This is a genomic window from Sinorhizobium saheli, assembly GCF_001651875.1.
In the GTDB taxonomy this organism is placed as follows: domain Bacteria; phylum Pseudomonadota; class Alphaproteobacteria; order Rhizobiales; family Rhizobiaceae; genus Sinorhizobium; species Sinorhizobium saheli.
The window spans coordinates 17,517-30,533 of sequence record NZ_LNQB01000075.1; the positions used below are offsets into that span (position 1 = coordinate 17,517).

General features: G+C 63.0%; 12 protein-coding genes. 11 read left to right on the top strand and 1 reads right to left on the bottom strand.

Annotation, left to right across the window (positions count from 1 at the left end; all coding sequences use genetic code 11):
- The first annotated feature begins 6 nt into the window (after positions 1-6).
- The 11 genes from ATB98_RS16975 (at position 7) to ATB98_RS17025 (ending at position 12,301) form a co-directional block, all read left to right on the top strand.
- Complete coding sequence (locus ATB98_RS16975) at positions 7-1,269, top strand: ABC transporter substrate-binding protein (protein ID WP_066875677.1); 1,263 nt, start codon at positions 7-9, stop codon at positions 1,267-1,269.
- 91 nt (positions 1,270-1,360) lie between these two features.
- On the top strand, positions 1,361-2,293 hold the full coding sequence (locus ATB98_RS16980) for a carbohydrate ABC transporter permease (RefSeq protein WP_066875678.1): 933 nt from the start codon (positions 1,361-1,363) through the stop codon (positions 2,291-2,293).
- Positions 2,294-2,297: 4 nt separating this feature from the next.
- Complete coding sequence (locus ATB98_RS16985; protein ID WP_066875679.1) at positions 2,298-3,131, top strand: carbohydrate ABC transporter permease; 834 nt, start codon at positions 2,298-2,300, stop codon at positions 3,129-3,131.
- A gap of 6 nt (positions 3,132-3,137) precedes the next feature.
- On the top strand, positions 3,138-4,205 hold the full coding sequence (locus ATB98_RS16990; protein WP_066875680.1) for an ABC transporter ATP-binding protein: 1,068 nt from the start codon (positions 3,138-3,140) through the stop codon (positions 4,203-4,205).
- Positions 4,206-4,380: 175 nt separating this feature from the next.
- Entirely contained in the window at positions 4,381-4,767 is a 387-nt protein-coding gene (locus ATB98_RS16995) for a c-type cytochrome (RefSeq protein ID WP_066875681.1), read from the top strand.
- 136 nt (positions 4,768-4,903) lie between these two features.
- Positions 4,904-5,749 (top strand): cytochrome c oxidase subunit II, encoded by an 846-nt coding sequence (locus tag ATB98_RS17000; protein ID WP_066875682.1) that lies wholly within the window; start codon positions 4,904-4,906, stop codon positions 5,747-5,749.
- 30 nt (positions 5,750-5,779) lie between these two features.
- Positions 5,780-7,558 (top strand): cytochrome c oxidase subunit I, encoded by a 1,779-nt coding sequence (ctaD, locus tag ATB98_RS17005; RefSeq protein ID WP_066875683.1) that lies wholly within the window; start codon positions 5,780-5,782, stop codon positions 7,556-7,558.
- Entirely contained in the window at positions 7,555-8,250 is a 696-nt protein-coding gene (locus ATB98_RS17010) for a cytochrome c oxidase subunit 3 (RefSeq protein WP_066875684.1), read from the top strand. The genes ctaD and ATB98_RS17010 overlap by 4 nt, the downstream gene beginning before the upstream one ends.
- Positions 8,251-8,262: 12 nt before the next feature.
- Positions 8,263-8,985: a heme-copper oxidase subunit III family protein gene (locus ATB98_RS17015; RefSeq protein ID WP_066875685.1), complete on the top strand. Its 723-nt coding sequence runs from the start codon at positions 8,263-8,265 to the stop codon at positions 8,983-8,985.
- A gap of 11 nt (positions 8,986-8,996) precedes the next feature.
- Positions 8,997-9,359, top strand: a complete 363-nt coding sequence (locus ATB98_RS17020) for a cytochrome C oxidase subunit IV family protein (protein WP_066875686.1) — start codon at positions 8,997-8,999, stop codon at positions 9,357-9,359.
- Between the two features lie 380 nt (positions 9,360-9,739).
- Positions 9,740-12,301 (top strand): GcvT family protein, encoded by a 2,562-nt coding sequence (locus ATB98_RS17025; RefSeq protein ID WP_066875687.1) that lies wholly within the window; start codon positions 9,740-9,742, stop codon positions 12,299-12,301.
- Between the two features lie 92 nt (positions 12,302-12,393).
- Here ATB98_RS17025 and ATB98_RS17030 read toward each other — a convergent pair whose 3' ends face one another.
- Entirely contained in the window at positions 12,394-12,810 is a 417-nt protein-coding gene (locus ATB98_RS17030; protein ID WP_066875688.1) for a DUF6766 family protein, read from the bottom strand.
- Positions 12,811-13,017 lie beyond the last annotated feature (207 nt).

Consider the following 13,017-nt stretch of genomic DNA (forward strand, 5'->3'; position numbering starts at 1 on the left):
CCGAGAATGAGGAAACTGATCACCGCTACCCTGCTCGCCACGCTGATGGCCGGCAGTGCTCTTGCCGATACGAAACTGAAGCTCGTCGAGGTCATCACCAGCCCCGAACGCACCGAAACGCTGAAATCGATCGTCGCCAAATTCGAGGCGGCGAACCCCGGCACGACCGTCGACATCATCTCGCTCCCCTGGGGCGAGGCGTTCCAGAAATTCGCCACCATGGTGTCGGCCGGCGAAATCCCCGACGTGATGGAGATGCCGGACACCTGGCTGTCGCTCTATGCCAATAACGGCATGCTCGAAAGCCTCGAGCCCTATCTCGCCAAATGGGAGCATACTGAAGGCCTCACCGAGCGGGCGCTCGAGCTCGGCCGCGACGTCAACGACACCGCCTATATGCTGCCCTACGGCTTCTATCTCCGGGCGATGTTCTACAACAAGAAGCTGCTCTCGGAGGCCGGCGTTTCCGAGCCGCCGAAGACCATGGACGACTTCGTCAAGGCGTCCGAGGCGGTCTCCAAGCTGCCCGGCAAGTCCGGCTACTGCCTGCGCGGCGGTCCGGGCGGCCTCAATGGCTGGGTGATGTTTGGCGCCACCATGGCCGGCGACAACAAGTTCTTCAACGAGGACGGCACCTCGACGATGAACAGCGAAGGCTGGGTCAAGGGCCTCACCTGGGTCATCGACCTCTACAAGAAGGGTCTCGCGCCGAAGGACAGCGTCAACTGGGGCTTCAACGAAATCGTCGCCGGCTTCTATAGCGGCACCTGCGCCTTCCTCGACCAGGACCCGGACGCACTGATCGCCATCGCGCAGCGCATGAAGCCCGAGGATTTCGGCGTCACCACAATGCCCAAGGGGCCGAGCGGCAAGGCCTTCACGACGATCGGCTTTGCCGGCTGGTCGATGCTCTCGGCAAGCCAGAACAAGGACCTTTCCTGGAAACTGATCGAAACGCTCGAGGGGCCGGAAGGCAATATCGAGTGGAACAAGCGCACCGGCGCCCTGCCGGTTCACAAGTCGGCCGAGAAGGACCCCTTCTATGCGAGCCCGCAATTCAAGGGCTGGTTCGACGAACTCGCCGACAAGGACGTCGTGCTGACCGTGATGCCGACCTACCTCGAGGAATTCGCCTTCTTCAAGGATTCGCTCGCGATCAAGACGACCCAGGAAGCGCTCCTCGGCGACATCACGCCGGAAGAACTCGCCGACCAATGGGCCGAGTACCTGACCAAGGCTCAGCAGAAGTATCTGGCGAACAAGAAGTAACGGAAGCCGGGGGCGGCGCCACGCACGCCGCCCGCGCCTCGCGGCAGAACAGGAAACGCCGGAAAGCGGCCAAGAACGGGAACGCTGATCGATGGACTATGCCGTACGCCAGGGCCGTTCCGCAATCCGCCCGCCGCTGATGAAGCGCCTCGCGGATGCCTCGGCGCCCTATCTCTATAGCGCGCCGGCATTGATCCTGATCGTCACGGTGATGCTGGTGCCGCTGGTGCTCGGCGTCTCCTATGCCTTCCGCGACGTCCAGCTCCTCAACCCCTTTTCCGGCGGCTTCATCGGGCTCGATCACTTCCGCGCGCTCGCCCGGGACGAAGCCTTCTTCCGCTCGCTCCGCAACACGCTGTGGTGGACCGGTGCTTCCGTCTTCCTGCAGTTCACCTTCGGCCTGATCCTGGCGCTTCTGCTCGACAAGCCGTTCCGCGGCCGCGCCCTCGCGCAGGCGCTCGTCTTCCTGCCCTGGGCGGTGCCGAGCTTCCTTGCCGGCCTCAACTGGGCCTGGCTGTTCAACCCCGTCGTCGGGCCGCTGCCGCACTGGCTCCATGCGCTCGGGTTGATGAGCCAGCCGGCCAATATCCTTTCCGATCCCGGGCTCGCCATGTGGGGACCGATCGTCGCCAATATCTGGTGGGGCATTCCCTTCTTCGCGATCACCTTGCTCGCGGCGCTCCAGGCGATCCCGCGCGATCTCTACGAGGCGGCGAGCATCGACGGCGCCGGCGCCTTCCAGCGCTTCCTGTCGATCACCCTTCCCTTTCTCGCTCCGACGATCGCGATCACCATCCTGTTGCGCACCGTGTGGATCTCGAATTTCGCCGACCTCATCATCGTCATGACCGGCGGCGGCCCAGCCGACAGGACGCAAATCGTCGCGAGCTACATCTTCACCCAGGCATTCAAGCGGCTGGACTTCGGCTACGCCTCCGCGATCGCGCTCGTGCTGCTCGCTCTCCTTCTCGCCTATTCGCTGCTGATCGTCATCCTCAGACAATGGCTCCTGAGCAAGGATTGAACCGATGCGCACAAGACCCGCTCTCCTCAACGTTGCGCACCGTCTGGCGATCCTCGCCTATATCGCCTTCGCGCTCTTTCCGCTCTTCTGGCTGCTCAAGGTGGCGGTCACGCCGAACGACCTGCTCTACACCGAAGGCGTCCGGCTCTGGCCGTCCCGGGCGAGCCTCGAGCATTTCGACTTCGTGCTCAGGCATAGCGCCTTCCCCGTCTTCTTCCGCAACAGCCTGATCGTCTCCGGCTCGACCGCGGTGGTCGTCACCATCCTCTCGTCGCTCTCCGGTTACGCGCTGTCGCGCTTCCGCTTCCGCGGCAAATACTGGCTGGTGACCCTGATGCTGCTCACCCAGATGTTCCCGCTCGTCATGCTGGTGGCGCCGATCTTCAAGATCCTCTCGCCCCTGGGGCTGACCAACAGCCTCACCGGCCTCGTCATCGTCTACACCGCCTTCAACGTGCCCTTTGCCACCTTCCTGATGCAGTCCTTCTTCGACGGCATTCCGAAAGATCTGGAAGAGGCGGCGATGATCGACGGCGCCACGCAATTCGTCGCCTTCCGCCAGATCATCCTGCCGCTGACGCTGCCCGGCATCGCGGCCACGCTCGGCTTCGTCTTCACCGCCGCCTGGAGCGAACTGCTCTTCTCGCTGATGCTGATCTCCGGCAATGAGCAGGCGACCTTCCCGGTCGGGCTTTTGTCCTTCGTCTCGAAATTCTCGGTCGACTTCGGGCAGATGATGGCCGCCGGCGTGCTGGCCCTGATCCCGGCCTGCCTCTTCTTCCTGCTCATTCAACGCTATCTCGTGCAGGGCCTCACGGCCGGCGCGGTCAAAGGCTGATCCCCAATGGCTTCCATCGACATCGCCAATATCCAGAAATCCTACGGCATCCACCCGGTGCTGCACGACGTCGACCTGAAGATCCGCGACGGCGAATTCGTCGTGCTCGTCGGCCCTTCCGGCTGCGGCAAGTCCACCCTCCTGCGGATGATCGCCGGGCTCGAAAGCGTCACCGCCGGCGAGATCCGCATCGCCGGCAAGCGCGTCAACGAGCTCGCGCCGAAGGACCGCGACATCGCGATGGTGTTCCAGTCCTATGCGCTTTATCCGCATATGTCGGTCGCCAGGAACATGAGCTACAGCCTCAGGCTCCGCAAGACGGCCAAGGACAGGATCACGACCATCGTGGCCGGCGCCGCCGCCAAGCTCGGTCTCGAACCGCTCATGGAGCGCCGCCCGCGCGCGCTCTCCGGCGGCCAGCGCCAGCGCGTCGCCATGGGCCGCGCCATCGTCCGGCAGCCGAAGGCCTTCCTCTTCGACGAGCCGCTCTCGAACCTCGACGCGAGGCTGCGCGAACAGATGCGCGCCGAAATCAAGAAGCTGCACAGGGATCTCCGAGCGACGTCGATCTACGTCACGCATGACCAGATCGAGGCGATGACGCTCGCCGACCGCATCGTCGCTATGAATGGCGGCGTGGTCCAGCAGGTGGGAAGCCCGCTCGACCTCTACGACCGCCCCGCCAATCTCTTCGTCGCCGGCTTCATCGGCTCGCCCGGCATGAACTTCTTCGAGGGCACCTGTCGCGCTGGCGAAAGGCCCATGTTTCACATCGCCGGCGACATCGCAATTCCCCTCGACGCGTCTCCCCCGCTTGCGAACGACGCCAAGGCAACGCTCGGCATCCGCCCGGAGCACATCGTGCTTGCCGGCCACGGACCGGAGACGCTGCTCGCCACCGTCGACCTCGTCGAGCCGACCGGCTTCGGCATCATCTTGCATCTCTCGCTCGGGCGATCCGGCTTCAAGGCCTTCACAAACGATCGCTCCTTCCTGACGGCCTCGGGCACCATCCCCGTCCACTTCCCGGCGCACAGCCTGCACTTCTTCGACAGCGAGGGGAGCCGCGTCTGACGGCCTACTCCTGGCCGGCTATCCCGAAGAAGCAATTGACTTCTTTCCCGTGAGGACTAGCTTCTTTCTGTCGCAAGTATCAACCGCTCCGGCGCGCATTCCTAGAGAGACCAAGCACCGCCAAATCCTGACGATACTCTTCTTTGCCAGCGCCGGGCGAAATTGGGGAAGTATCATGCGAATTGCAGCTGTTGCCCTGTCTTTTTCGGCACTCCTTCTCTGTCCGGTCGCCGGCCAGGCCCAGGAGGGCGACGCCGAGGCCGGCGCCACCGTCTTCAAGAAATGCGCCGCCTGCCACGTCGTGGACAAGGATCAGAACAGGGTCGGCCCCTCGCTCATGGGCGTGATCGGCAGAACGGCCGGTACCCACCCGGACTACAAATATTCGCAAGCCATGATCGAGGCGGGCAAGGGCGGCCTCGTCTGGGATGAGGCGACATTGCACGAGTATCTCGAAAATCCGAAGGCCAAGGTGAAGGGAACCAAGATGGTCTTCGCGGGCCTGAAGAAGGACGAAGACATCAACAACCTCATCGCCTACCTCAAGCAACATTCCAAATAGGAATGCACCTCGGAGGAGCATAGAACCGCACATTCCGGGCGATTGCCAGTATTATCCGTTCGTGCAATAATTGTGATCGGAACGCTGCGGATTTAGCATTCGTCTCACGGCCGATCATGGCGAGGAGGGACAGGAAATGGCCGTGGTAGTAATTCTGGTTCTATTGGCCCTCGGGTCGGTCTTGTTCCATGTGCTCAGTCCTTGGTGGTGGACGCCGATCGCCTCCAATTGGAATTACATCGACAATACCATCATCATCACCTTCTGGATAACCGGCTTCGCCTTTGTCGCCGTCGTGCTCTTCATGGCCTATTGCGTGCTGCGCTTTCGTCATCGGCCCGGCGCCACTGCGGACTACGAGCCCGAAAACCGGCGACTGGAAAGTTGGCTCGCCACCGGCACGACGCTCGGCGTCGCGGCAATGCTGACCCCCGGCCTCTTCGTCTGGCACCAGTTCATCACCGTCCCCGAAGGCGCCACCGAAGTGGAAGTGGTCGGCCAGCAATGGCTGTGGAGCTTCCGGCTTTCCGGCGCAGACGGAAAGCTCGGCACGACCGAAGCGCGCGACGTCACGCCGGAAAACACGCTCGGGCTCAATCGCAACGACGCCGCGGGCCTGGACGACCTCATCATCGAGGGCGGCGAACTGCATCTGCCGGTCGGCAAGCCGGTGAAGATCCTGCTCCGGTCCGTCGACGTGCTGCACGATTTCTATGTGCCGGAATTCCGCGCCAAGATGGACATGGTCCCCGGGATGGTCACCTATTTCTGGCTCACCCCGACGCGGACCGGCACGTTCGAGATCCTCTGCGCCGAGCTCTGCGGCACCGGTCATCCGCAGATGCGCGGCACCGTCGTGGTCGACACCGAGGAGGACTATCGCACCTGGCTTTCCGAGCAGCAGACCTTTTCGCAACTTTCGGCTTCGGCTTCTTCGGGGGCAAGCAAGGCAACCGCTGTTGCCGCGGCAACGGCGCAATAGGAGGCGCCGCGCAAGAGGGAGGATACAGGAATGGTCGACGTCCGGTCCGGTATTGGCGAGGCGCTCCCGCCTCCCGAAGTCGAGGATGTTGAGCTTTATCATCCGCACAGCTGGTGGACACGCTACGTATTCAGCCAGGACGCAAAGGTCATCGCCATCCAGTACGGGACGACGGCGACCGCCATCGGCATGGTGGCGCTGGCGCTCTCCTGGCTGATCCGCCTGCAGCTCGGCTTCCCCGGCACTTTCGAGCTGATCGATGCCGATGCCTATTATCAGTTCATCACCATGCACGGCATGATCATGGTGATCTACCTCCTGACCGCGCTCTTCCTCGGCGGCTTCGGCAACTACCTGATCCCGCTGATGGTCGGGGCGCGCGACATGGTGTTCCCCTATGCCAACATGCTGAGCTACTGGATCTACCTGCTCGCCGTGCTGGTGCTCGTCGCGAGCTTCTTCGCCCCCGGCGGACCGACCGGCGCCGGCTGGACGCTCTATCCGCCTCAGGCGGTGCTGTCCGGCACGCCGGGCGGCAAGGACTGGGGCATCATCCTGATGCTGTCCTCGCTGATCATCTTCATCATCGGCTTCACCATGGGCGGCCTCAACTATGTCGTCACCGTTCTCCAGGGCCGCGCCCGCGGCATGACGCTGATGCGCATGCCGCTCACCGTCTGGGGCATCTTCACCGCGACCGTGATGGCGCTCCTCGCCTTCCCCGCCCTCTTCGTCGCCTGCGTCATGATGCTGTTCGACCGGCTGCTCGGCACCAGCTTCTTCATGCCGGCGATCATCGAGATGGGCGAGCAGCTGCAATATGGCGGCGGCAGCCCGATCCTGTTCCAGCACCTGTTCTGGTTCTTCGGCCATCCGGAGGTCTATATCGTCGCGCTGCCCGCCTTCGGCATCGTTTCCGATCTCATCAGCACGCATGCGCGCAAGAACATCTTCGGCTACCGGATGATGGTCTGGGCGATCGTCATCATCGGCGGCCTCTCCTTCATCGTCTGGGCGCATCATATGTATGTGAGCGGGATGAACCCCTATTTCGGGTTCTTCTTCGCCACGACCACGCTGATCATCGCGGTGCCGACGGCGATCAAGGTCTATAACTGGGTGCTGACGCTCTGGCGCGGCAACATCCACCTGACCTTGCCGATGCTCTTCGCCCTCGCTTTCATCGTCACCTTCGTCAATGGCGGGTTGACCGGCCTTTTCCTCGGCAACGTCGTCGTCGACGTGCCGCTCTCCGACACGATGTTCGTCGTCGCGCATTTCCACATGGTCATGGGCGTGGCGCCGATCATGGTCATCTTCGGCGCGATCTATCATTGGTACCCGAAGATCACCGGCCGCATGCTCAACGAGGTGCTCGGCCATATCCATTTCTGGGTCACCTTCATCGGCGCCTATGCGATCTTCTTCCCGATGCACTATGTCGGCCTCGTCGGCGTGCCGCGCCGCTATTACGAGCTCGGCGAGACCACGTTCGTGCCGGAATCCGTCCACGACCTCAACGCCTTCATCACGGTCGCAGCGCTGATCGTCGGGGCGGCGCAGATCGTCTTCCTTTTCAACCTCGCCTGGAGCCTGCGTCACGGCCGAGAGGCGGGCGGCAACCCCTGGCGGGCGACGACGCTCGAATGGCAGACGCCCGAGACGCCGCCGCCGCACGGCAACTGGGGCAAGGAACTGCCGGTGGTCTATCGCTGGGCCTATGACTACAGCGTGCCCGGCGCGCCCGAGGATTTCATCCCGCAGAACCATCCGACGCCCGGACGGCTCAGCCATGAGGGTGCCTCATGACCATCGCGACCGTCTTTCTGGCGGCGGTCGCCGCCGTCATCGTCTGGTGGCTGGCGCACCAGCAATTGCTGTCGAAGCCGTGGCTCGAGGTCGGGCATGCCTACGACCGGCGTCGCGAGCCGATGCCCCCGGCGAAGATCGGACTTGCGGTCTTCCTCGCCGTCGTCGGCTCGCTCTTTTCGCTTGCCATCAGCGCCTACTTCATGCGCATGGCCTCGTCGGACTGGGGGCAATTGCCGCTGCCCGGACTCCTCTGGATCAATACGGGCATCCTTGCCCTCGGCAGCGTTGCCCTGCACGCGGCGAAGCTGGAATCGCAGCGGCGGCACGACGAGGCGACCCGGACGATCCTGCTTGCGGCACTCGCCACCGGGCTTGCCTTTCTCACCGGACAGGTTTTAGCCTGGCGCGCCCTTACGGCCGCCGGTTATTTCCTCGCCGGCAACCCCGCCAACAGCTTCTTCTATATGCTCACCGGCATGCACGGCCTGCATATCGTCGGCGGACTTTTCGCGCTCGGACGGCTGACGGCCCGGGCCTGGAGCGTACCGCTCGACCGCAGGATGCGCCTCTCGATCGAGCTCTGCGCCATCTACTGGCATTTCATGCTGCTCGTCTGGCTGGTGCTCTTCGGCCTCTTTTCCGGCTGGGCCGGCAATGTCGTCGATTTCTGCCGCCAACTGCTGACATAGGAACGCTCGCAAATGTCTGCCCCGATCAAGAACCCCGCAGCAGAAACGCTTCCCCGCCCCGCCGGTCTGGCCGGGCTCGCAGCCGACTGGGCCTCGGACCAGCGCACCTTCAAGAACGTCTCCTGGGGAAAGGCCATGATGTGGATCTTTCTCCTGAGCGACACCTTCATCTTCGGCTGCTTCCTGCTCGCCTACATGTCGGCGCGCATGTCGACGACGGTACCGTGGCCGAACCCGAGCGAGGTCTTCGCGCTCGAGATCGGCGGAACGCACATGCCGCTGATCCTGATCGCGATCATGACCTTCGTCCTGATCTCATCGAGCGGCACCATGGCGATGGCTGTGAATTGCGGCTATCGCCGCGACCGGAAGAAGACCGCGATTCTGATGCTCGTCACCGCCCTCTTCGGCGCCACCTTCGTCGGCATGCAGGCCTTCGAGTGGTCGAAACTCATCATCGAGGGCGTGCGGCCATGGGGCAATCCCTGGGGAGCGGCGCAGTTCGGCTCCTCCTTCTTCATGATCACCGGCTTTCACGGCACCCATGTCACGATCGGCGTGATCTTCCTGCTGATCGTCGCGCGCAAGGTGTGGCGCGGTGATTTCGACACGGAGCGGAAGGGCTTCTTCACCAGCCGCAAGGGCCGCTACGAGATCGTCGAGATCACCGGGCTCTATTGGCACTTCGTCGATCTGGTCTGGGTCTTCATCTTCGCATTTTTCTATCTGTGGTGAGGAGGCGCATCATGGCTCATGCGGAGGCTCATGCGGCACAAGCGGTACACGGGGCGCATGCGGAACAGCAACAGCACCCGATCAAGCTCTATCTCCTGGTCTGGGGTCTCCTCTTCGTCCTCAGCGCCTTCTCCTACCTGGTCGACTATTTCGGCCTGCAGGGAATGCTGCGCTGGTCGCTGATCGTGATCTTCATGCTATTGAAGGCCGGCCTGATCGTCGCCGTGTTCATGCACATGGCCTGGGAGCGCCTGGCGCTGATCTATGCGATCATCCTGCCGCCGCTTCTCGTCCTGGTCTTCGTGGCGCTGATGGTGTGGGAGTCGAACTACGTCCTCTTCACGCGCCTCGTCTTCTTCGGCTCCGGGGGCTGAGCGCGCCTACACCGCCGCGCGTCTTCAGACGCGCAAAGGTCGCTGCAGCGGTTTGAATTGCCGCATGTCTTTGTTCTTGAATCGAGGGTCGATTCAAGGAGAGATGCAGCAGGCGCCGGACATCATGGAACATTTCAGCGGAGGTCGGTCTCCGGGCCTCCCCATCTTGCTCCGGACACTTCAAGCCGCTACTGCACGTCTCCTCAAATCAGAACGGCAATAGGCGGCAGCGATATCCAGTGCTGCGGGCGACCTTTCTCGGCCTGATGCGATGCGCGGCGCTGTAGTCGTGCAGCATGATGATTATGTCGTAGACAGGCTCAACTGGCGTCGCTGCAAATTCTAATATCCCGCTTCAAAACTCAACTAGGGTCGCATCAATGGCAGAGTTTCCGCAAAAGGCGAGAGTCGTAATCGTTGGTCTCGGTGGCATCGTCGGTGCATCGATCGCACATCACCTGATCGAGCGTGGCTGGGACGATATCGTCGGCATCGACAAGTCCGGTATTCCGACGGATATCGGCTCGACGGCACATGCCTCGGATTTCTGCTACACGACGAGCCACGACTATCTGTCCGTCTGGACGACGCAATATTCGATCGATTTCTTCGAGAAGATGGGCCACTACGCCCGCATCGGCGGCCTGGAAGTCGCACGCACCGGCGACGATACCTGGATGGAAGAGATCAAGCGCAAGCTTTCCTCCGCCAAAGCCTTCGGCACCCGCGCGCACTATGTCTCGCCGGCCGAGATCAAGAAGATGTTCCCGCTGATCGAGGAAGATCAGGTCATGGGCGGCATGTTCGATCCGGATGCCGGCCTCGTCATCCCGCGCTCGCAGACCGTTGCCGGCAAGCTGGTCGATGCGGCGGAAAAGTCCGGCAAGCTCAAGGCCTTCGGCAATACGCCGGCAACCTCGCTCCTCGTCGAGAACGGCCGCATCAAGGGCGTCGTCACGCATCGCGGCACGATCATGGCCGACCATGTCGTCGTCTGCGCCGGCATCTGGGGCCGCCTGATCGCCGAAATGGTCGGCGAAGACCTGCCGGTCATGCCGGTCGACCATCCGCTCACCTTCTTCGGCCCCTACAACGAGTTCGAAGGCACCGGCAAGGAGATCGGTTTCCCGCTGCTGCGCGACCAGGGCAACTCGGCCTATATGCGCGACACCGGGGACCCGAAGACCACCGAGGGCGGCCAGATCGAGTGGGGCTATTACGAGACCACCAATCCGCGCCTCTGCCATCCCCGCGACATTCTCGAGAAGCACGAGGCGCGGCTGTCGCCCTCGCAGCGCGACCTCGAGATGGAGCAGATCATCGAGCCGCTCGAACGCGCCATGGAACTGACGCCGATCCTCGGCGAGCTCGGCTATAACGAGGGCCACTCCTTCAACGGCCTGCTGCAGGTATCGGCCGCCGGCGGCCCCTCCTGCGGCGAAAGCCAGAAGGTGCGCGGCCTCTGGTACTGCGTCGCCATCTGGGTGAAGGACGGCCCCGGCTACGGCAAGCTGATCGCCGACTGGATGACGGATGGGCGCACCCATACCGACCATGCCTCGATCGACTACGCCCGCTTCTACCCCCACCAGCTCGAAGAGAAGTTCATCGAGGCCCGCTGCTTCGAGGCGGCGCAGAAGATCTACTTCCCGGCCGTGCATCCGCGCGAGCCCTATGCGGGCGGCCGCAACATCAAGCGCTCGCCCTTCTACGAGCGCGAGAAGGAACTCGGCGGCTACTTCATGGAACTCGGCGGCTGGGAGCGCGCGCACGGCTATGCCGCCAACGAGCACCTCTTGGAAAAATACGGCGACCGCGTGCCGGTGCGCGAGAACGAGTGGGATAACCGCCATTTCTGGCGCGTTTCCAACGCCGAGCATCTGGCGATGAGCGAGGATTGCGGCATCGTCAACCTCTCGCACTTCCACATGGTCGACATCGAAGGCCCGGACCATGTCGAGCTTCTCGAGTGGCTTTGCGCCGCCAAGATCGGCGGAGACGGCAATATCGGCAAAGGCATCTATACCCACTTCCTCGATGACGAGGGCATGGTCAGGGCCGACTTCACCGTCTTCCGCATGGCCGACCGCTGCCGTCTCGTCAACGGCGCCGATGCCGGCCCGCGCGACTTCCACTACATGCGCCGCGTCGCGGAAGACCGCGGCCTCGACGTCACCATCACGGACGTTTCCGAGAAGTTCATCACCATCGGCATCTGGGGCCCGAATGCCCGCCAGACGCTGAAGAAGGTGGTTGCCGATCCGGCCGGCCTCGATCCCGAGAACTTCCCCTTCGCCGCGATCAAGCCGATCGAGATCGCCGGCAAGTCCGTCTCCGCCTTCCGCATCTCCTATGTCGGCGAGCAGGGTTGGGAACTGCACATGAAGTACGAGGACGGCCTGGCCGTCTGGGATGCGCTGCGCGCCACGGGCGTCATGGCCTTCGGCGTCGAGACCTACGCGAACTCGCGCCGCATGGAGAAGAGCCTGCGCCTGCAGAACGCGGATCTTCTCACCCATTACAACCTCATCGAAGCCGACCTTGCCCGTCCGAAGGTCAAGGAAGCGGACTTCCGCGGCAAGGCGAAGCATCTCGAATACAAGGCGCGCGAGCACCAGCCCGCCATGCTCTGCACGCTCGTCATGATGGAGAACACCGACAGGAAGGGCGTGAAGCGCTATCCGGTCGGCAACCTGCCGGTCATGGACCCCGCGACCGGCGAGGTGCTGGTCGACGAACTCGGCCGCCGCTCCTACACCACCTCCATCGCCTACGGCCCGACCATCGGCAAGAACATCGCGCTCGCTTACCTGCCCTGGTCCCATTGCCAGGTCGGCCGCAAGCTGCAGGTCGAGTATTTTGCCGAGACCTACCCGGTCGAGGTCGCAGCCGTCGGCTACAAGCCGCTCTACGATCCGGAGAACCTGAAGCCCCGGACCTGACCGGTCCCGGCACCGGAAAGCTGCTGCATGAGAAAGCGGGCCCGTTCGAACGAGCGGGCCCGTTTTCGTTGACGCGCGTTTTCGCGGCTCTCTCAAGGCATGTGCTGTTCAGGCTGGTCGGTATTGCGGCCGCCATACCGGTCGTCCAGTTCCCGGATCGTGGCCTCGCCCTTTTCTCGGTCGACGATCTTCAAGAGCGCATCGACCTTCGCCTCCACCCGATCCGAGCCTTCCTTCGATTGCGGCGACCCGACGAACAGCAGGAATGCAAGGCCGCCGACCTGCCAGAGCAATTGCAGGAATTCCGACTGCCAATTTTCCAGCGTATCGCGTGCCACCTCTACGACGTAACCGCCGGCATCCGCCGGTTGGCCGAGCGCAGCCTGCTCGTGCGCATAGGCGAACCAGGCGAAGATCCAGTGACCGGCGATCGACAGGAGGAAGAAGGCGAGCGTGATCCACGCGTAGCTATAGGCCCGCCAGGTCGAATGAGATTTCGGTTCGCTCATAGGTCTGAATTTCCCAATCCGAACTTCTTTCCGGTGCTCAGAGCATCCGAAAGCATCGGAGCCGACGACGTCGGCACGCGGGAGACGAACGCGGCTCGCAAGGCTTTTGTTCCTGCGAACGGGCAGCCGAGGTCGATCCCGCTGGGGGCATGCAGCGGGGACGGAGGGCGAAATTGGGCAGTGTTTCCCGAGGGCACGATCGACGAC